Origin of the sequence: Lentzea aerocolonigenes (assembly GCF_000974445.1) — a bacterium.
In the GTDB taxonomy this organism is placed as follows: domain Bacteria; phylum Actinomycetota; class Actinomycetes; order Mycobacteriales; family Pseudonocardiaceae; genus Lentzea; species Lentzea aerocolonigenes.
The window spans coordinates 334,063-353,687 of record NZ_BBOJ01000007.1 but is presented as its reverse complement, the minus strand read 5'-3'; the positions used below and the strand labels follow the sequence as shown (position 1 = coordinate 353,687).

Annotated in this window: 18 protein-coding genes; 9 read left to right on the top strand and 9 right to left on the bottom strand. The window is 69.2% G+C overall.

Features of this window, described 5'->3' with window-relative positions; genetic code table 11:
* Nucleotides 1-137 precede the first annotated feature (137 nt).
* Nucleotides 138-728 carry a TetR/AcrR family transcriptional regulator gene (locus AOM45_RS16180; RefSeq protein WP_030470551.1) on the top strand — a complete coding sequence of 197 codons (591 nt, stop codon included), beginning with the start codon at nt 138-140 and terminating at the stop codon, nt 726-728.
* Between the two features lie 40 nt (nt 729-768).
* Here the strand turns inward: AOM45_RS16180 and AOM45_RS16175 are convergent, their stop codons facing one another.
* Together AOM45_RS16175 and AOM45_RS16170 are read right to left on the bottom strand one after the other, a co-directional pair.
* Nucleotides 769-2,010 (bottom strand): cytochrome P450, encoded by a 1,242-nt coding sequence (locus AOM45_RS16175; RefSeq protein WP_030470552.1) that lies wholly within the window; start codon nt 2,008-2,010, stop codon nt 769-771.
* Between the two features lie 227 nt (nt 2,011-2,237).
* On the bottom strand, nt 2,238-2,660 hold the full coding sequence (locus AOM45_RS16170; RefSeq protein WP_030470553.1) for a VOC family protein: 423 nt from the start codon (nt 2,658-2,660) through the stop codon (nt 2,238-2,240).
* Nucleotides 2,661-2,717: 57 nt separating this feature from the next.
* On the opposite strand from AOM45_RS16170, the gene AOM45_RS16165 reads away from it, so the two are divergent.
* A complete protein-coding gene (locus AOM45_RS16165) occupies nt 2,718-3,380 on the top strand; it encodes a GntR family transcriptional regulator (RefSeq protein WP_030470554.1) in 663 nt (220 codons plus the stop codon).
* A gap of 573 nt (nt 3,381-3,953) precedes the next feature.
* Here the strand turns inward: AOM45_RS16165 and AOM45_RS16160 are convergent.
* From AOM45_RS16160 to AOM45_RS16145, 4 genes are all read right to left on the bottom strand, one after another.
* Nucleotides 3,954-4,559, bottom strand: a complete 606-nt coding sequence (locus tag AOM45_RS16160; protein WP_030470555.1) for a response regulator transcription factor — start codon at nt 4,557-4,559, stop codon at nt 3,954-3,956.
* Nucleotides 4,556-5,617 (bottom strand): sensor histidine kinase, encoded by a 1,062-nt coding sequence (locus tag AOM45_RS16155; protein ID WP_201779983.1) that lies wholly within the window; start codon nt 5,615-5,617, stop codon nt 4,556-4,558. The genes AOM45_RS16160 and AOM45_RS16155 overlap by 4 nt, the downstream gene beginning before the upstream one ends.
* A gap of 10 nt (nt 5,618-5,627) precedes the next feature.
* Nucleotides 5,628-6,368: a hypothetical protein gene (locus tag AOM45_RS52885; RefSeq protein ID WP_030470557.1), complete on the bottom strand. Its 741-nt coding sequence runs from the start codon at nt 6,366-6,368 to the stop codon at nt 5,628-5,630.
* A gap of 79 nt (nt 6,369-6,447) precedes the next feature.
* On the bottom strand, nt 6,448-6,843 hold the full coding sequence (locus tag AOM45_RS16145) for an ATP-binding protein (RefSeq protein ID WP_063757127.1): 396 nt from the start codon (nt 6,841-6,843) through the stop codon (nt 6,448-6,450).
* 93 nt (nt 6,844-6,936) lie between these two features.
* Here AOM45_RS16145 and AOM45_RS16140 point away from each other — a divergent pair, with 93 nt between their 5' ends.
* The 3 genes from AOM45_RS16140 to AOM45_RS16130 all read left to right on the top strand — a co-directional run bounded on the left by AOM45_RS16140 (nt 6,937) and on the right by AOM45_RS16130 (nt 11,204).
* Entirely contained in the window at nt 6,937-8,220 is a 1,284-nt protein-coding gene (locus tag AOM45_RS16140) for a hemolysin family protein (RefSeq protein ID WP_030470559.1), read from the top strand.
* 64 nt (nt 8,221-8,284) lie between these two features.
* Nucleotides 8,285-9,223, top strand: coding sequence for a sigma-70 family RNA polymerase sigma factor (locus AOM45_RS16135; protein ID WP_051784198.1), 939 nt, complete (start codon nt 8,285-8,287; stop codon nt 9,221-9,223).
* Between the two features lie 163 nt (nt 9,224-9,386).
* Nucleotides 9,387-11,204, top strand: a complete 1,818-nt coding sequence (locus tag AOM45_RS16130; RefSeq protein ID WP_030470561.1) for a S8 family peptidase — start codon at nt 9,387-9,389, stop codon at nt 11,202-11,204.
* Nucleotides 11,205-11,218: 14 nt separating this feature from the next.
* On the opposite strand, the gene AOM45_RS16125 is transcribed toward AOM45_RS16130, so the two are convergent.
* Complete coding sequence (locus AOM45_RS16125) at nt 11,219-11,998, bottom strand: CPBP family intramembrane glutamic endopeptidase (RefSeq protein ID WP_030470562.1); 780 nt, start codon at nt 11,996-11,998, stop codon at nt 11,219-11,221.
* 134 nt (nt 11,999-12,132) lie between these two features.
* Between AOM45_RS16125 and AOM45_RS16120 the strand changes: the two genes are divergently transcribed.
* The 3 genes from AOM45_RS16120 to AOM45_RS16110 are packed head-to-tail and all read left to right on the top strand — an operon-like array spanning nt 12,133 to nt 16,635.
* Nucleotides 12,133-13,227 carry a sensor histidine kinase gene (locus tag AOM45_RS16120; RefSeq protein WP_051784199.1) on the top strand — a complete coding sequence of 365 codons (1,095 nt, stop codon included), beginning with the start codon at nt 12,133-12,135 and terminating at the stop codon, nt 13,225-13,227.
* Nucleotides 13,224-13,853: a response regulator gene (locus tag AOM45_RS16115; protein ID WP_030470564.1), complete on the top strand. Its 630-nt coding sequence runs from the start codon at nt 13,224-13,226 to the stop codon at nt 13,851-13,853. Before AOM45_RS16120 ends, AOM45_RS16115 begins: the two co-directional genes overlap by 4 nt.
* A 22-nt stretch (nt 13,854-13,875) precedes the next feature.
* The gene (locus AOM45_RS16110) at nt 13,876-16,635 is read left to right on the top strand and encodes an AAA domain-containing protein (protein ID WP_051784200.1); all 2,760 of its coding nucleotides are present in this window, start codon (nt 13,876-13,878) and stop codon (nt 16,633-16,635) included.
* Here the strand turns inward: AOM45_RS16110 and AOM45_RS16105 are convergent.
* Both AOM45_RS16105 and AOM45_RS53490 read right to left on the bottom strand, forming a co-directional pair.
* Nucleotides 16,616-18,100, bottom strand: a complete 1,485-nt coding sequence (locus tag AOM45_RS16105) for an alpha/beta hydrolase (protein ID WP_051784201.1) — start codon at nt 18,098-18,100, stop codon at nt 16,616-16,618. The two genes, AOM45_RS16110 and AOM45_RS16105, sit on opposite strands and share 20 nt — an antisense overlap.
* Before the next feature lie 99 nt (nt 18,101-18,199).
* A complete protein-coding gene (locus AOM45_RS53490) occupies nt 18,200-18,334 on the bottom strand; it encodes a hypothetical protein (protein WP_269083647.1) in 135 nt (44 codons plus the stop codon).
* Nucleotides 18,335-18,604: 270 nt separating this feature from the next.
* On the opposite strand from AOM45_RS53490, the gene AOM45_RS16100 reads away from it, so the two are divergent.
* Entirely contained in the window at nt 18,605-19,588 is a 984-nt protein-coding gene (locus AOM45_RS16100; protein WP_030470567.1) for a ribose-phosphate diphosphokinase, read from the top strand.
* Nucleotides 19,589-19,625: the final 37 nt, after the last annotated feature.

The following is a 19,625-nucleotide window of genomic DNA, read 5'->3' as shown; positions in this document are numbered from 1 at the left end:
GCCGGCCAGTACGACGACTCCGAGTAGGCGCACCCGGTCCTCCGTAGGTCGTGAGAGCGTTCTCACGGACCGTAGTGAGGTGCTCGCTCGAGTGACAAGGTCTACACCAATTTCCGGGACGCTTTAATCTTTCCGCCATGACGGGCCTGCGCGAACGCAAGAAGGCGGCTACCAGGGAAGCTCTGGGGGAAGCCGCTTGGAGCCTGTGCGTGGAGCACGGCCTCGACCGGGTGACGGTGGAGCAGATCGCGCGGGCGGCCGGGGTGTCGCTGCGGACGTTCTTCAACTACTTCTCGTCCAAAGAGGAAGCCGTCATGGCCGGCGACAAGCAGACGGCCGAGACGTTCGTGCGGGAGTTCGCGGCCAGGCCCGCCGACGAACCGGTCCTCGTCGCGTTGCGCGGGGCGTTGCAGTCGATCTACCCGCAGCACGTCGACCTCGAACGCCTCCGCCGGTCGCGGGAGCTGCGCCGCCACCCGGCACTGCTGCCGCACGTGTTCGCCGCCTACTCCGCCCGTGAGCAGGAGCTGACCGCGGTGATCGCGGAACGGTGCGGACTCGACGCTTCGGTGGACCCGTACCCGGCCGTGACGGCGTCCACGATCCTCGCGACGTTGCGCGCCGTCGTGCAGTGGTGGCTGGACACGCCGCAGGCCTCGGAGCGGTACACGGCGGCCGAGCTGATCGGCCGGATGATCGACCAGCTCGGCACCGGTTTCACCAGGTAAGCGTGTTCATCAACTGACTGTGTTCACCAACTGACGGGGTTCACCAACTGACAGGCAGCTTGTGCACTCCGTAGATCGACATGTCGGTGCGCAGCGGCACCTCGTCCGCGGGGACGGCGAGCTTCAGCGTCGGCAGCCTGCGCAGCAGTTCGGTGAAGCCGACGGTCATCTCCACGCGCGCCAGCTGCTGGCCGAGGCACTGGTGGATGCCGTGCCCGAACGCCACGTGGTGCCCGCGCGGCCGGTCGACGAGCAGCTCGTGCGGGTTGTCGTACTGGCTCGCGTCCCGGTTGACGGCCGGCACCGACACTACGACCGTTTCGCCGGCCTTGATGGTGGCGCCGCCGATCGTGACGTCCTCCTTGGCGTGCCGTGAGACGCCCATGCTGATGATCGACAGGTAGCGCAGCAGCTCCTCGACCGCGTTCTCGGCGAGCTCCGGGTGCTCGCGCAGCTTGGCGAACTGGTCGGGGTGCTCCAGCAGTGCGAACGTGCCGAGCGCGAGCATGTTGGCCGTCGTCTCGTGGCCGGCGATGAGCAGCAGGTTCGCGATGCCGGTGAGCTCGTCGGTGTTGAGGTCGGTGTCGCGGACGAGCCCGGACAACAGGTCGTCTCCCGGGTTCTTCTGCTTGTCGCGGACGAGTGACCGCATGAACAGGCCCAGGTCCGTGTTGACCTTGATCTGCTCCTCGATGGTCGTGGTGAGGCTGAGCAGCTTGGCTGTGCGGCGCTGGAACTCGTCGCGGTCGCCGTAGTCGACGCCCAGCAGCTCGCAGATCACCAGCGACGGCACCGGCAGTGCGAAGTCGTGCACCAGGTCCGCGGGCGGCCCCTTCTCGATCATCGCGTCGAGCTGCGCGGTGACGATCTCGTGCACCCGCGGCGTCAGGTCCCGCATCCGCCGCACGGTGAACTGGCCGGTCAGCAGCCTGCGAAAACGGGTGTGCTCGGGGGCGTCCATGAAGATGAACGACCCGGCCCTGCGCTGCGGCGGGAACAGCTCGGCGTGCAGCTCGGGCGAGATGAGCTTCCTGGCGCGGGGGCTGTTGATCCGGTCGGAGCTCATCCTGGGCTCGGCGAGCACCGCCCGCGCCTCCTCGTGCCCGGTGACGAGCCAGACGGTCTCACCGTTGTGCTCGATCCGGTGGATCCGCCCCTGCCCGCTCAACTCGGTCAGCCCGCTGGCCGGGTCGAACGGGCATCCGTCGCGCTTGGTGAGTTCGGAAGGCAGCTGCGGACGGATGAGCTCCTGAGCGCTGCGCTGCCGCTCGGCCGTGGTCATGGCCTCTCCCTGTCTGACCCGGTGTGACCAGGTCGTGGCTCGGCGTCACTCCCACGCTACCGAAACTTGCGCGACGTGCAAGATTTTTAACGGGCCTTTAGGGTTCGGCCTTCAGTGGTTGAGGCTGGGTCTTCGCGCTGTGTCTTCGCGTTGAGTCCTCATGCTGGGTCTTCGGCCTGGGGTCTTCAGGCTGGAGCCTTAGGGCTGGAGTCCTCAGACCTGTGACATCAGACTGCGAACACCTGGGAGTCGTCCGCGAACGCCTTGAACTCGAGCGCGTTGCCCGCCGGGTCCAGCAGGAACATCGTCCACTGCTCGCCCGGCTCACCCTTGAACCGCACGTACGGCTCGATGACGAACTTCGTTCCGGCGCCCTGAAGCTTCTCGGCCAGGACCTGGAACTCCGGCACGGTCAGGACCAGTCCGAAGTGGGGCACCGGCACGTCGTGCCCGTCGACGGGGTTGCTGACCCGTCCCGCCCCCGATTTCGGGGCGAGGTGCGTGACGAACTGGTGGCCGTGCAGGTTCCAGTCGACCCAGGTGTCCGAGCTGCGCCCCTGCTCCAGGCCGAGCGTCTCGCCGTAGAAGCGGCGCGCGGCGTCGAGGTCGTCAACGGGCATGGCGAGGTGAAAGCGTGGGATGTTCGGCATGTAGGAATGTTAACATTGAGACAAGCGGGCAACCTGTGTGCTTGTTAACATTGCGACATGACGGTGGGACCTGCACGCAGGCGAGGCCTGAGCAGCGAGGTCGCGGACGTGATCCGCGAGGCGATCTTCGACGGCCGCTACGCACCGGGCGCGCCCCTGCGGGAGGTGGAGCTGTCGGAGGCCCTGAAGGTCAGCCGAGGCCCGATCCGCGAGGCGCTGCAGTCGCTGGAACGAGAGGGCCTCGTGCGCACCGAATGGCACCGCGGCGCAACGGTGACGGCCCTGTCCGTGCAAGACGTGGCCGAACTGGACAGCCTGCGCGGCGCACTGGAGGTCCTGGCCGTCCGGAGAGTGGTCGACCAGGCCTCCGACGAGTCACTGGAGCTGATCGAAAAGGCCGCCACCGCAATGGACCGCGCGGACACCCCACACGAGATGGTGCGGTGCGACATAGCGTTCCACGACGCCGTGTACGCGGCCGCCGCCCACTCGCGGTTGACCCAGGCCTGGCAGGCGATCAGGTCGCAGGTGCACCTGTTCCTGATCACGCGGGTGAACGTGAGCACGCACGGCTACCTCGAGCAGATCCGCGAGGAGCACCGGGACCTGGTCGCGGCGCTGAGGCTGGGCAACGTAGACGGGGCGCTGAAGCTGTTCGCGGAGCACCGCAGGCACGCGTTCGACGTGCTCACGTCGGGGCCGTCGGGGGAGGGCGGCTAGAGCGCGCGTCGGCTGGCGGGTGTCGGCTGGGCCGGTCGCGCAACGAGATAGGGACCGCGGCGGACACGTGGTCGGCGACCCGTGTGGACAACGGCGTGCTCAACGGGAATCAACGCGAGCTCGCCGGTCCATCGCGGCCGGTGGAACGTCACCGACAACGTGGCCAAGTCCGCCGGCTCACGTCGCCCACTGAAGCCGCGCCGACAATGTCGCCGCGCGTGCCGGCTTACGTCGGTCGCAGGAGTCGCGCCGACAGCGCTGCCGAGTCCGCCGGCTTACGTCGGCCGCGGGAGTCACGCCGACAGTGCTGCCGAGCGTGTCGGCTTACGTCGGTCGCGGGAGTCGCGCCGATAATGCTGCCGAGCATGCCGACTCACGTCGCCCGCTGAGGCCACACCGACGATGTCGAGCCCGCCGGCCTGCGTCGGCCGCGGGAGTCGCGCCGACAATGTCGCCGAGCCCGCCGACCTGCGTCGCCCGCTCAAGCCACGCCGACAGTGCTGCCGAGCCCGCCGGCTCACGTCGGCCGCCGGAGTTGGGCCCCCGCCCCGTCGCGCCGCCCTCACCGCGCCGCTAGAGCCACCCGTGCTCGTGCGCCACCTGAAAAGCGTCCGCCCGGCCACCCACCCCGAGCTTGGCCACCGCCGCAGCCAGGTGGTTCCGCACCGTCCCCGCCGACAACGAGGTGCGCGCGGCGATCTCCGCCACCGGCGTCCCGAACTCGCTCAGCCTGAGCACTTCCAGCTCCCGTTGCGTCAGCGGGCACGGGGGTGCGGCCAGCGCGTCGGCTGCCAGGGCCGGGTCCACCCAGCGCGAGCCCGAGTGGACGCGGCGGATCACGTCGGCGAGTGTGCCGCCGGGGGAGCCCTTGGGCAGGAAGCCCTTCGCTCCCGCCTGCAGGGCCTGTTGCAGGTGTGGGGGTCTGCCTCGGCCGGTCAGGATCACCACCGCGCACGACGGCAGGGCCCGCGCCAGTTCCTCGGTGACCTCCAGGCCGTCGAGGAGGGGCATCTGCAGGTCCACCACGGCCACGTCCGGGCGGTGGGCGCGGGCTGCCTCCACGGCCGCCCTGCCGTCGCCGGCCCTGGCGACCACCTCCAGGTCCGGTTCCAGGTCCAGCAGGGCCGCTAGGGCGTCGCGGATCAGCTCCTCGTCGTCGGCCAGCAGCACCCTGATCACGCGGGCACCACGACCTGCAGTGTGAACGAGTCGGCCGACTGTTCGACGGACACCTTGCCTCCCACCGCGACCAGACGTTCGCTCATGCCGCGCAGGCCGTTGCCGGAACCGGACGGCTTCTCGGTGCCGTCGTTCGTGACGGTCATCCGCACCTCCCCGTCCACGACCGCGACGTCGATCATGCACCACGTCGCGTGGCTGTGGCGCAGGACGTTCGTGCACGCCTCGCGCAGCGCCAGCGCGAGTTGGGTGGCGCTCTCGCCGTGCACCGGGACTTTCGTGACGGTGCAACGGATGCCCGCCTCCCGCAGCACGTTCCGCACGGCCTCCAGCTGCTCGGGCAGGTTCACCGCGCGGTAGCCGTGCACCGCGTCGCGCACTTCCTCCAGCGCCGAGGAGGCGAGCCGTTGCACCTCGAACGCCTCGACGGACGACCGCTCCGGATCGGTCGAGGCCAACCGGCCGGCCAGTTCGGCCTTCAGCGCGATCACGGTGAGGCGGTGGCCGAGCAGGTCGTGCACGTCACGGGCGAACCGCAGCCGTTCCTCGCTCACCGCCAGTTCCGCCTGCGCCTCACGGCCCGCCCGTGCCTGGGCCAGCAGGCCGGCGAACCACATCGGCAGGCCCGCCATCGCGAGGATCGTCGCCCCGACCGCCACCGCGATCATCTGGTACGTCGTGGCGTAGTGCGCCACGAAGGCGCCGACCACGCCCGTCAGCACGACCGCGCAGATCGCCGCCAACCACCGCCACACGCCCGTCAGCAGCAGTGGCGCGAAACCGGCCGCGGCGCCGCCGATCCACGCCCACGTCGACATCTCGCGGGGACCGACGGGTGCCACCAGCGGGATCGAGACCAGGGTCGCCGCCACGAGCACCCAGACGGGGCCGCCGCGCAACGTCACCGCGTACGCGACGGCCAGCGCCAGCAGCCCGAGCACGCCGAGCCAGCGCGTGGCGGACGGTTCGCGCAGCACCGCGATCAGCGGCACGACGAGACAGCTCGCCCACAGCACGTGCAGGGTTCCGCGCAGCGCGGTGTGCGGAAGATCGTTCATCGCCATCAGCCTAGAACCACTTCAGCAGGATCGTGACCGCTACGACCAGGTCGAACACTCCGCAGAACTCCGACCACCACCGGGGCACGACGGCGTTGCGGACGTGGTGCACGAGGTCCCACACGGCGTGCGCGCCCCATCCCAGAGCGATCAGCAGGACCCCGAGCGAAGGCGACACCACGATCACCGCAGCGGCCAGCACGAGGTACACACCGAACACCGCCAGTTGCAGCCGTGGCGCGCGTCGGCCCCAGACCAGGTACGCCGCCTGGCACAGCAGCAGCGTCCAAACGGGAGGCACGAGCGGCGTCTGCCAGAAGTCGAACGACAGGGCCAGAGCAACAACCATCGGCCAACGATCGCCCAACGCGCGTATGACCCGATTCGTAGTAGGTGTCCCGTGCTCGTGCCGATAGCGGATCATCACGGCGACCATCGCGGGGAGCATCAGCACGTGCCCGCCCATCTCCACCGCATCACCGTCGAGCGCGCCGAGCCAGTACGGCACGAACAGCACGAGGTACGGCACGAACATCGCCGCGGACATCTCGAAGATCCGGCCATGGCCGCGATAGCGCATCCACAACGCCATGGGCACGGACATCGACACCGCCATCCACAGGGCGGCGAGCTCGACGCGCTCAGGTGTCCACAGGGGCCCGAGCAGCGCCATCCCGATCAGCATCGCCGCGAGCATCTCGAACCCGTGGCGCACCAGCGGCCTGACCGCTGGAGAAACCGTTGTCGTCATGCCTCAAGAGTCGAGGCGGCGCCCGGCAAGACCCATCCGTGCGGTGTCATGACTTTTCTGTGCGAAACGCACAGACGACCTATGCGCTCACCTCTGCCCAGATGGTCTTGCCACCGGCGAAGTCGCGCGTGCCCCAGCAACGTGAGATCTGGGCGATCAACAGCAGTCCACGCCCCCGCGAATCACCGAGCCGTGACTCGCCCAAGTGCGGAAGTTCGGCCGGAGTGTGGTCGTCCACCTCGATGCGGATGACGTCGGCTTGCCTATGCACCCGCACGGTCCGTGGCCCCTCAGCGTGCTCGTAGGCGTTGCTGGCGAGTTCTGTGCACACGAGGAGCACGTCGAGCCGAACGTCCTCAGAGACATCTCCGACAAGACTGCACGCCCAAGCGCGCACGGCGGCCAGATCGGGTTTGTCCTCCGGCAGGGCGTACACGGTCCTCGCGGAGGTGCTGAGCACCTCGGGAGCATCCATCTCTTTCCCCACCTCGTTTGCCTGAGGGCCCTCCTGGCTGCTCAAGATGGCCGTCAGGGTGCGAAATACCACCACGCGTGCTACCCCAAACGTGTGGACGGGTATGGCTTCAACCTCGCTCTGGTCGCTGTGCTGGTGTTGCTGAACGCGACGTTCGCGGGCAGCGAGATGGCGCTGGTGTCGTTGCGGGAAGGGCAGCTGCGGTCGTTGGAGCGCGAAGGACGCCACACGCTCGTGCGCCTCGCACGCGATCCGAACAGGTATTTCGCGACCATCCAGATCGGCATCACGCTGTCGGGTTTCCTCGCCTCGGCGACGGCTGCCGTCTCTCTCGCGCAGCCCCTCGTGCCGTTGCTGGAGTTCCTCGGTGCAGCGGCGAACGGGGTCGCTATCGCGCTGGTCACCGTCATTCTCACGTTTGTCACGCTGGTCCTGGGGGAACTGGCGCCCAAGCGCCTGGCGATGCAGTACGCGGTGCGCTGGTCGAAGATCATCGCTCGCCCGCTCGACCTGCTGTCGACCGTGTCACGGCCGGTGGTGTGGTTGCTCAGCAAGTCGACCGACCTCGTGGTCCGGATCTTCGGCGGCGACCCGGACGCCGACGACGAGCAGATGTCGGCGGAGGAACTGCGTGATCTCGTTGAGGTGCAACAGCATCTGAACCCGGAGCAGCGCACGATCATGACCGGCGCGCTGGAGATCCACGAACGCAAGCTGCGCGAGGTCCTGGTCCCGCGCCGCCTGGTCACCGTCCTCGACGCAGGTTTGGACACCGCGACCGCGCGGGAAATCTTGGCGAGGTCCGGACACTCACGGGCCCCGGTGACGAAGGACGGTCACCTGGACGACGTGGTCGGCGTGGTGAACCTGCGCGATCTGCTCGACGACGACGTGGCGCTCGCGGACGTGACGCGGGTGCCCATGGTCCTGCCGGACTCGGTGCGCGTCACGGACGCGTTGCGGCGCATGAAGGCCGAGCACGAACAGATGGCACTCGTCGTGGACGAACACGGCGCGGTCGACGGCATCGTGACGCTGGAGGACCTGCTCGAGGAGATCGTCGGCGAGATCTACGACGAGACAGACTCGGACGTGGTCGCGGTGCGGGCGGAGGCGGACGGCTCGATCGAGCTGCCCGGCACGTTCCCGGTGCACGACCTGGCGGACGTCGGCGTCGAGCTGCGGGACCCGCCTGCCGGTCCGTACGCGACGATCGCGGGTCTGGTGCTGGTGCTCCTTGGCCGCATCCCGGAAGAACCCGGTGACGTGGTGGAGGTCTCCGGCTGGAAGGTCGAGGTGCTGGCCGTCGAGCACCACGCGATCACGAAGGTGAGGCTGAGGTCACAGCCCGAACCGCGGAATGACCAAGGCCTCTGAACCGTTACACGTGAGGCAGCCACTTCCGGCTGCCACTCCTGCCAACGGAAACGGGGGATTTGTCATGCCCGCAGATCTGAAGAACCGCGTGTCCGGGCAGCAGGACGCGGACCTGGTCGGCCAGTACCTGCGCGACGTCGGCGGCACGCCGCTGCTCACCGCGTCCGAAGAGGTCGACCTCGCCAAGCGCATCGAGGCCGGTGTCTACGCGGCGCACCTCCTGGAGACCGGCGACAGCTCGCACGATCGCCGGCTGCTCAGGCGCATCGCCGCCGACGGCGAGCGCGCCAAGGATCACATGATCCGCGCGAACCTGCGCCTGGTCGTGTCGGTCGCGAAGAAGCACTCGTTCCGCGGGCTGCCGTTCCTGGACGTCGTGCAGGAGGGCAACCTCGGACTGATCCGCGCGGTCGAGAAGTTCGACTACGCCAAGGGCTACAAGTTCTCCACCTACGCGATGTGGTGGATCCGTCAGGCGATCGAACGGGGTCTTGCCGAGCAGACCCGCACGGTCCGCCTGCCGGTGCACGTCGTGGAGGAGGTCAACAAGCTCAAGAAGATCGGCCAGAAGCTCTCCGCGGCGCTGGGCCGGGAGGCCACGGTCGAGGAGATCGCCGCCGAGGCCAAGTGTTCCGCGAGCCGCGTCCAGGACCTCCGTGACGCGGCACGCACTTGCGTGTCGCTGGAGACGCCGGTCGGCGACGAGGGCGACTCGGTGCTGGGCGACCTGATCCAGGACACCGACGGCGTGTCGGCGCCGGATCTCGTGGAGCGCCAGGAGTTCACCGACGGCGTGCGGTCCCTCTTGGACGTCCTGCCCGCACGGCAGGTGCGGATCCTGCGTCTGCGCTTCGGCCTGGAGGACGGGCGTGAGCGCACGCTCCAGGAGGTCGCCGAGGAGCTCGGGCTGACCCGCGAGCGGATTCGTCAGCTGGAGAAGCAGTCCCTGGCGGTGCTCAAGCAGTCTGGCCGCCCGGACGAACTTTTCGCGCTCGCCGGCTGAGAACCGTACGAAAGTCGCTTGTACTCATCGTTGTCTCAACTAAAGATTCATCACGTCCGCTTGCGGACTGACGCTGTTTCGCACCGCGTGTGAACGCATCCTGACGGGCCGTCGAGGGCCGGCCCCGCGTTCGCACGCGGTTCCCTGCAAACAAGGAGCAGTGATGAATCGACGCACCCTGCGCACGCTCGGTGTGGCGGCGGTCGCCGCCGTCAGCACGGTGTTAGCGCTCCCACAGGCTGTGGCCGCACAGCCCGAGGGACAGATCCTCGCGGAGAACGCGCCGAACTCCGTCCAGGACAGCTACATCGTGGTGCTCAGAGACAACGCCATGGCGCGTGACGCCGTCCGGGGCAACTCCGACGGCCTGGTCGGGCGCTACGGAGGCAAGATCGGGTTCACCTACAAGGCGGCCTTCAAGGGCTTCTCCGCCACCATGTCGGCCTCGCAGGCCAAGCGCCTCGCGGCCGACCCGGCGGTGGCCTACGTCGAGCAGGACCGGACCGTCCAAATCCTGGCTGACCAGCTCAACCCGCCGTCGTGGGGTCTCGACCGGGTCGACCAGACCGACCTCCCGCTGAACAACAAGTACAGCTACAGCACGGACGCTTCCAACGTCACGGCGTACGTGATCGACACCGGCATCAACTACGACCACACCGACTTCGGCGGGCGGGCGAGCTTCGGGTTCGACGCGTTCACCGACGGCCAGAACGGCAAGGACTGCCAGGGCCACGGCACGCACGTGTCCGGCACGGTCGGTGGCGCCACCTACGGCGTGGCCAAGAATGTCAAGCTCAAGGCCGTCCGCGTGCTCAACTGCGGCGGCGGCGGCTCCGTCTCCACCGAGGCGGCGGGCGTCGACTGGGTCACCGCGAACGCCGTCCTGCCGGCCGTCGCGAACATGAGCCTGTACACCGGCACCGCGAACGAGCCGAGCCGCGTCCTCGACGACGCCGTCCGCGCGTCGATCCAGCGCGGTGTCACCTACGTCGTCGCGGCGGGCAACTTCAACGACGACTCCTGCAAGTACTCGCCGCAGCGCGTCACCGAGACGATCAACGTCATGGCGACGGCCCGCACCGACGCCCGCGCGTCGTTCTCCAGCTACGGCACCTGCAGCGACCTGTTCGCACCCGGACAGGACATCGTTTCGGCGTCCTACAACAACAACACCGGCTCCGCCACGATGAGCGGCACGTCGATGGCCTCGCCGCACGTGGCGGGCGCGGCGGCGCTGTACCTCGCGGACAACCCCGGCAAGACCCCGGCCGAGGTGCAGGCCGCGATCATCGCCGCGGCCACGCCGAACAAGGTCACGAGCCCCGGCACGAACTCGCCGAACCGCTTGCTGCGCACCAACACCGGCGGCGTTCCCGGCGTCGGCGTGACCAACCCCGGCGCGCAGACCACCGCGCTCAACGGCACGGCGAACCTGCAGCTGACGGCGTCCGGCGGCACCGCGCCGTACACGTGGTCGGCCACCGGGCTGCCCACCGGTCTGTCGATCGGTTCCTCGAACGGTCTGGTCACCGGTACCGCGACCACCGCGGGCACCTACAACGTGACCGTCACGGCCACGGCGTCGGCCGGTGGCTCGGGCAGCACGTCCTTCACGTGGACGGTCGGCTCCGCCTCGTGCGGCAAGCAGACCAACGACACGGACGTCGCGATCCCGGACGTTTCGACGGTGTCGAGCTCGATCACGGTCAGCGGCTGCACCGGCACCGCGTCGGCCACCAGCCAGGTCGAGGTGCACATCAAGCACACCTACCGCGGTGACCTCGTGGTCGACCTGATCGCTCCGGACGGGTCGTCCTACTCACTGCACAACCGCGCCGGTGGCAGCGCGGACAACATCGACCAGACCTACACCGTCAACCTGTCGTCGGAGACGCGCAACGGCACCTGGAAGCTCCAGGTCCGTGACGCGGCCGCCGCCGATGTCGGCACCATCGACACGTGGAGCCTGACGCTGTAGTTCCTGGCGTTGGTTCACAGCGTGGCGGGCGTTCTGCGGGACGCTCGCCACGCCACCGCCGCAGCCGTCGCCAGCGCACCGAAGGTGACCAGCTGCGCCGCGATGAACGCATCAGGGCGCACGGTGACGAACATCCGCACGAACGCGTCGTGGCCGGCGTGGAAGCCGATGCCGAGCCAGAGCGAACCGCTGACTGTGCGGCACACCGCCAGCGCCAGCCCGAACCCGATCGCCATGACCGCGTAGACCAGCCGTTCGCTGATGGTGGTCGCACCGCTGCGGGACACCACGTGGATGGACCCGAAGATCAGCGAACTGACCACGACCGCGCCCCACAGCGGCAGCCGCTCGTGCAGATTGCCGAGGACGTACCCGCGGAACACGAGCTCCTCGGGAAACCCCTGCACCAGCAGGGTGGTCGCGGCGAGCGAGATGATCGCGGCGGGCCGGCTCAGCTCCGCCGGCACGGCGTCTCCGAGCCCCCAGTCCGCGAAGCCGAGCCACACGCTCACCGCCCCGCCCGCCAGCGCCACCACCGCGGCGAGCGCGATGCCGCACACCACCACCGGCAGTGCGGTGCGGTCGAACGTCAGTAGGTCCCAAGGCTTTCGGTCGACGCGCCGGCGCAGGAGGCGGACCAACCAGAGGACACCCGCCGAGACGGCCGTGCCCGCGACCGCGATCGCGACCACCGGCGGCCACGACGCGGTCGCGAGCTGTGCCACGCCGGCGATGGCCAGGATCGTGACGATGAAACCCAGCAGTGCCAACAGAATCCGCAAGGAGATGTGCATGCCGGGAACGCTACGAACCCCGCGTCCGGCGCACATCCAGCCGCGGACAGGCATCGGACCATGACTGAAGTCATGGGTGCCGGACCTTCCTGAGTCCGATGTGCGGGCGCCGTGATCTGGCTAGCGTCGATGCCGTGCGTCCACTGCTGTTCACCGTGCTGTTCTGGGTCGTGGCGCCGGCGGTGCTCGTCGTGCACCTGCTCGGCGCGCCCACGTTCCCGGGGTATCTGGGGGTCCTCCCGCTCGCCGGCCTGCTGGTGGTGCTGGTCGCGTTGTGGTTCATGTTGCCGTGGGAGCTCAACGCGACGCGCAGAGCGGCAAGCGTCGCGTTCGTGATCGTGTGTGTGGTGCTGGCGGCTGTCGACGGCAGCGGGCTGGTCGCGCCGCTGCTGCTGATCGGGCTCGGCAACGTGGCGCAGGTCTTCGGCACCCGCTCGGCGTACGGGGTGCTCGGGGTCGTCGTCGCGATGTTCTTCGTCGGCGGGATGGTGGTCTACGGCCAGGAGTGGGCCGACTCGTTGCGCATCTCGTTGATCAACGCAGTGCTGTGCGCCTTCGGCATCAGTGTGGCTGCGGCCGTGCGCAAGGCTGCCTTGTTGTTGAACGAGTTGAACGCGCGTGAGGAGGAGATCCGCAGGTTGGCTGTCGCGGAGGAGCGTGCGCGGATGGCGCGGGAGATGCACGACTCGGTGGGCCACTACCTGACGGTGATCAAGGTCGGGCTGGAGAACGCGGAGAGACTGCGCGAGCGTGCCGTCGACAGGGCGTGGGACGAGGTGCGGCAGTCCAAACTGCTGACCGTGGAGGCGCTGACGGAGACACGCCGGTCCGTGCGCGCGTTGCGGCCTCTCGCGCTGGAGGGCCGCCGGGGGAGTGCCGCGCTCGGCGAGCTGGCCCGCTCTTTCGACGGTCTGAAGGTCGATCTTCACGTCACCGGTGCGGAGCGCGACCTCGGTCCGGACGCCGAGATCGTGCTGTACCGGGCGTTCCAGGAGGGACTGACGAACGTGCTGCGGCACGCCCGAGCGGCCACCGCGTCCGCCGAACTCCGCTTCGAGGAAGAGGGAGTCCAGCTGGTGATCACTGATGACGGCATCGGCGCCGAGCCGTCGCAGGACGGGTTCGGCCTGGTCGCGCTGACCGAACGCGTCACGGCGCTGGGCGGCGCGGTCAGCGCGGGGAACCGGCCCGGCGGCGGGTTCGAGCTGCGCGTGGAGCTGCCCGCATGATCAGGGTGATGCTGGTCGACGACCAGCCGCTGATGCGCAGGGGCCTGCGGACGTTGCTGGACATCGAGGACGGCATCGAGGTCGTCGCGGAGGCCGCGCACGGTGCGGACGCACTGGCCAAGATGGACTCACGCCCTGATGTCGCGTTGGTCGACGCACGGATGCCGGTGATGGACGGAGTGGCGTTGATCGCCGCGCTGAAGGAGGACCATCCCGCCGTGGCGTGCATCGTGCTGACGACCTTCGAGGAGGACGACTACGTCTTCGGCGCGTTGCGGGCAGGCGCGAGCGGCTACCTGCTGAAGGACACCTCACCGGACGAGCTGGTCGCGGCGATCCACAAGGTCGCGGCGGGCCAGACGATCCTGGACAGTCCGGTCGCCGCACGGCTGGTCGCCGAGGTCGTCGGTCCCGGCAGGACTCGGTTCCCCGGCCAGGAGCTGCTGTCCGCGCGGGAGTCGGACGTGGCCGCGCTCGTCGCCACCGGCGCGAGCAACCGCGAGATCGCCGCACGCCTGTTCATCACCGAGGGCACGGTGAAGAACCACGTGTCGGGTGCGTTGCGCAAGCTCGGCCTGCGGGACCGCACGCAGCTGGCCCTGGTGGTGCGCGGCGGCACACCCTGATTCGGGTGGCACGATGTGCGGCGTGAACGTGCCCGCCGTCCTGCGCACCCTGGCCCGGCTCAGCGCCGCCGAGCAGCCGCAGAAGGTCCAGCTCGACCTGACGAAGGCGGCGGGGCTGCTCTGGCTCGGCGACCACGAGCCGGCGTGGCGCGCCATCACCCTCCAGCAGGACGGGCAGCCCGTCACGTGGAACGCGCCGAAGCAGGCACGTGACCAGGCCGCGCACCTCGCCGCGTTCGACGCGCTGCACCAGGAGGACCGGCTGCTGCGGCTCGGCTGGGCGTTCCTGGCGGGGCCCGCGCAGATCGGCGGTCAGCGGCGGCGCGTGTGCCTGCCGTTGATCTCACGGCCCGTGCGCCTGCACAAGGGCGTTGGGGCGAACTACGCCTTCCACGTGGCCGGTGACGCCGGGGTGTTCCCGTTGATCGACGACTGGGCGAAGACGGCGGAACGGGAGGCCGCGCTCGCGCCGACCGAGGAGTGGATCACCGAGACGCTGCGGCAGGCCGGTTTCGAGGACGTGCCGATCGTCGGTGCGGACCCCAGGACGTTGATCTCAGGTGATCAGCTCGCGGTGGCGATGGGTGCCGGGCTGCACGCGGGTGAGCCCGTCGTGACGACCGAGCAGGGGTCGGCGCTGGTCGAGTGGGCCACGAAGCAGAGCATCGAGGACACCGCGTTCGCCGCGCTCTACGGGGCCGGCGCCGCACCGGACGACCGTGACGAGCCGATCAGTTCCGCGTTGCCGCTCAGCCACAGTCAGCAACAAGCCGTGGAGCACGCACGTCGTGCACGGATCACCGTTGTTGGTGGACCTCCTGGTTCGGGCAAGACACACACCCTCGCCGCGTTGGCGCTCGACGCGGTGGCCACGGGCAAGTCCGTGTTGCTCGCGAGCCGCACCCGCAACGCCGCCGACGTGCTCGGTGCCGCGTTGCGCCGCGCGGGTGGCCCGGTGCCGGTGCTGTTCGGCGACTCCGAACTGCGGCAGGAGATGGCGCGCGAGCTCAGTGACGGGCTCGACGCCACCAGCCGTCCGGACCGGGTGAAGGAACTCGACAAGAACCGGCGTGCTGCCGCGGCGGCCGTTGCCCGTGTGGAGCGCACGGTCGCACAGGCGTTGAACGACGAGAAGCTTGCCGCGGAAGCGCGCAAGCATCACGCGCTGATGGCCGCACATCGTTCCGTAGCACCCAAGGCGTTCGATGCAGGCGTGGATTTCCCGCAGCTGTACGACCTTCTCGAACCACGCACGGGATTCCTGAGTGGACTGCGCACCGGGTGGGCGCTCGGCAAAGCACGAAAACTGACGGGCGCGAACCAGGCGTCACCGGAGGACCTCGCCGCCGCGGTCGAAGCAGCCGAGCAGACGGCGGCCGCGGTCCGGCTCGGGGCGAACGGCGGCACCACGTTCGCCGAGCTGCGGCCGTTGCTGGCCGAGCAGGACACCGCGAGCAGGCAGGCGACCGCCTTGTGGCTCAAGGAGTACTCGGTCAGCCGCCGCGGCTCGGGCGCGCGCCGGGCGGTGGCCGCGCTCGCGAAGGCGTTGCGGTCCGGCCGGGCGGCACGGCGGCGCGGGCTGGCCGAGATCGACAGCGCGGACCTGGTGGCGGCACTGCCGTTGTGGGTCGGGACGTTGTCCGACGTGGAGGACATCCTGCCGCCGGTACCGGCGATGTTCGACCTGGTGATCATCGACGAGGCGAGTCACGTCGACCAGCCGCTCGCCGCGCCGGCGTTGCTGCGCGGGCGGTCCGCGGTGATCGGGGGCGATCCGCGGCAGCTGCGGCACGTGTCGTTCGTGAGCGACCAGGCCGTGCAGGCGGCGGTCGAGGCGGAGGGCACGCAGGACCTGCGCGATCGGCTGGACGTGCCGAAGGTGAGCCTGTTCGACGCCGCGGCCGCGACCGCGGGCGTGCACTGGCTCGACGAACACCACCGCTGCGCACCGCACCTGATCGGGTTCGCCGCCACCAGGTTCTACGACGGCAGGATCGCGTTGCTTACCACGCACCCGGCGATCGCCGATGTCGACTGCATCGACACCGAACGCGTCGACGGCGAACGGACCTCGAAGGGCGTCAACCAGGCCGAGGTCGACGCCGTGCTCGCCCATGTCCGTAAACGTGTCGCCACGGGCGTGCGGTCCATCGGTGTCGTGACGCCGTTCCGCGCGCAAGCAGACGCACTCGAAGATGCGCTGCTGAACGAACTGACGCTGGACGAGATCACTACGGGCGGTGTGCGCGCGGGCACGGTGCACGGCGTGCAGGGCGGTGAGTTCGACGAGGTCGTCATCAGCCTCGCCGCGGACGCCAAACCGGGCGCGTGGCGGTTCGTGAACGACCGCAACCTGCTGGCGGTGCTCACGACTCGTGCGCGCCGCAAGGTCCACGTGATCGCATCAGCACCCGAACCACCCGGACTGATCGGCGAGTACTTGCGGCACGCGGACGTCGCGCCGACGGAAACGGCGGGTGCGGACCCCGAGGACACCTGGACGGCTCGGCTGGCCGAGGAGCTGAAAGCCACCGGGCTGACCGTGCGCACCGGCTATCCGGTGGGGCAGTGGCGGGTCGACCTCGTGGTGGGGGAGAAGGAAGACGCGGTCGCGGTGGAGACGCGCCCGCATCCGGAGGGGACGCGGGCGCATCTCGCACGCTGGCGTGCGCTCACCCACGCGGGGTGGCGCGTGCACGACGCGTTCGGCAGCCGGTTCGGCCACGACCCGGCGCGTGCCGCCGTGGAACTGGCTCAGGAAGTCAGCGCCGGGCGGGTTTGAACAACGGCTCGGCGGCCGCCGCGGTGGGCAGGAACGGGTTCGGGTTCGCCGGGCACACCGTGCCGACCGGAGGCAGCGTTCCGTTGAGCAGGTACGCGTTCGTGTGGTCGCTCGCGCACTTGCTGACCCCGTACGCCGTGTGTCCCCAACCCGCATAAGCGAGCAGACGGCTACCAGCGATCTGTCGGTTCACGGCCTGCGCACCGCGGAAGTCCGTGATGCCGTCGAAGTAGTTGCCCACCACCAGAACCGGTGCGTTGGTGCGGGTGCGCCACGGTCCGGTGAAGCGGTCGGGGTTGGTCGGCCAGTTCGCGCACGCCGCGTTGCCCCACCACCACGCCGGCCCGAACTCCGAACCCGCCGCCGCGTAACGAGCGGTCGACCGGTACGCGCCGAAGTCGTGCGGGAACTCGATGTCCGCGCACACGTTGCCGTTGTAGGCGTCGAAACCGTTGGGGTAGTCCGGTTCCGCGGCCGTGACGGACAGCCCCGCCGCCGCGTCGGACAGCTGGTCGAACAGCGCCGCGGCGTCCGGCCAGTCGCGCGGCGAGTACATCGCGCCGATCGCGGCGTTGATCACGGCGTCGTAGGTGTACACCTGGTCGCCGAGCTGGATCGGCTTGGCGCGCACCGAGGCGAGCAACGCGTTCCAGCGCTTCTCCGAGTTCGGTCCGAAGACGCACTTGGCCTCGTCGCAGTTGCGGAGGAACTCGCGGAACTCCTCCTTGGTCGCGATGCGGTCGGACTCGATCTGCCGCCCGCTCGACCACAGCACCGGGTTGAGCACGCCGTCGACCACGAGCGCACGGATGTTGTTCGGGAACAGGTTCGCGTAGGTGGCGCCGAGGAACGAGCCGTACGAGAAGCCGAGGTAGCTGATCTTGCGGTCGCCGACCGCCCGGCGCAGCAGGTCCATGTCCCTGGCCACGTCGGCGGTGCTCATGTGCCGTGCGATCGCCTGGTCGTCGCGGCACTCGGGGCCGAGCGAGCGGTAGCGCTCGAAGAAGGGACGCTCCTGGCTCGCCTGGTAGGGGAAACCGGGAATCCCTTCGAAGAACTTGTTCAGATCCGCCTCGCTGGCGAAGCAGTGCAGCGGATCGGACCTGCCGATGCCGCGCGGGTCGAAACCGACGATGTCGAAGCGGCCCTGCAGGTTCGCCGACAGCCTCTCGCCCGCACCGAGCGCGAAGTCGACGCCGGACCCGCCCGGCCCGCCGGGGTTGAGGAACAGCGACCCGATCCGGTTCGCCTTGTCCGTGGCCGGTTTGCGCGCCAGCGCGACGGTCGTGGTCGCGCCGCGCGGGTTGTCGTAGTCGAGCGGCACCTTCACGGAGGCGCACTCGAAGCCGGGGTGGTCGGGTCCGCAGGCCGTCCAGCCGATCCGGGGGACGCCGGGGTCGGCCTGGACAGCGGGCGTTCCGGTGATCATGAGTGCGGCCGCGGCGGCCAGCACGGTGAGTCGCATCGACAAGCTCCCCTCTTGTCCGCAGAGGGGGTCTTCCTACCGGCTCACGACCGGGACCGTTACCGCCGAAGGTCGTGACCGCCCCAAATGGGACGCCGGTCAGTCCGGACGCCGGTGTTTCTGGCGAACTCCGAGCCGATCCGCGATCTGGTCGTGGATGGGCGTGCTCATCACGACCGGGCTCGCGGTCTGGGCCTGCGGTGTCGGTCCCGGTGTGTCCTGGTTGTCAGGCATGCGAGGAGCGTAGGCATGGTCATTGCCTCCTCAAGCACGCTGATCAAGGAATCACACTCGTCATACCCCATGAGGTGAATCCGGTTCCCCCGATCTATACCGAGCGTGGAGGTCAGGACCTGCTACAGGACTACGTGTGGGTGTGCCCGATCGGGGTAATCCGGTGTGCCCAGCAACGTGGAATCTCATCGGCCGGACGCGCCGTTTGCGTGATCTCGCGGCAATGTTGAACGATCGGGTTCAACGTTGGACGAACGTGGAGCGTGAACGATGGTCAGCGGCAAGCCGGGCATCGCGAAGCGGCAGCTCATCCTCCTGACCGGCAGGGCTCACCCGAAGCTCGCCGAGTCGGTGGCCAAGCACCTCGGTGTCGCCATCACGCCGCAGGCCGCCTACGACTTCGCGAACGGCGAGATCTTCGTCCGCTTCGAGGAGTCCGTGCGCGGCGCGGACGCGTTCGTCATGCAGAGCCACAGCGCGCCCATCAACGACTGGCTGATGGAGCAGCTGCTCATGGTCGACGCCCTCAAGCGCGCCTCGGCCAAGCGCATCACCGCGGTCGTGCCGTCGTACCCGTACGCGCGGCAGGACCGCAAGTACGCGGGACGTGAACCCGTGTCGGCACGGCTCGTCGCGGACATGTTCCGCACCGCCGGTGCGGACCGGATCGTCACCGTGGACCTGCACACCGCGCAGGCGCAGGGCTTCTTCGACGGCCCCGTCGACCACCTGCACGCGATGTGGCTGCTCACCGACCACGTCCGAGTCCGGTACCACGGCGAGGAGCTCACCATCGTGTCGCCGGACGCCGGGCGGACCAGGCTCGCCGAGAAGTGGGCCGACCTGCTCGGCGGCTGCCCGATCGCCTTCATCCACAAGACGCGTGATCCGTTGCGTCCCAACGAGGTGGTGGCCAACCGCGTCGTCGGTGACGTCGAGGGCCGCACGTGCGTCGTGGTCGACGACATGATCGACACGGCGCTGACGAGCACGTCGGCGGCACGGCAGCTGCTGGAGCAGGGCGCGAAGGACGTCGTCCTGGTGGCCACGCACGGCGTGCTGTCCGGCGACGCCTACGAGCGGCTCGTCGCCAGCAAGGCCCGCGAGGTGATCCTCACCGACACCCTGCCGATCCCGCACGAGCGGCGGTTCCCCGGCCTGACGGTGCTGAGCATCGCGCCGTTGCTGGCACGGGCGATCCAGGAGGTCTTCGAGGACGGCTCGGTCACGAGCCTCTTCGACGGCAACGCCTGATCCGGGAAGCCTGCCCGCCCGTCCCGTGTTGGTACAG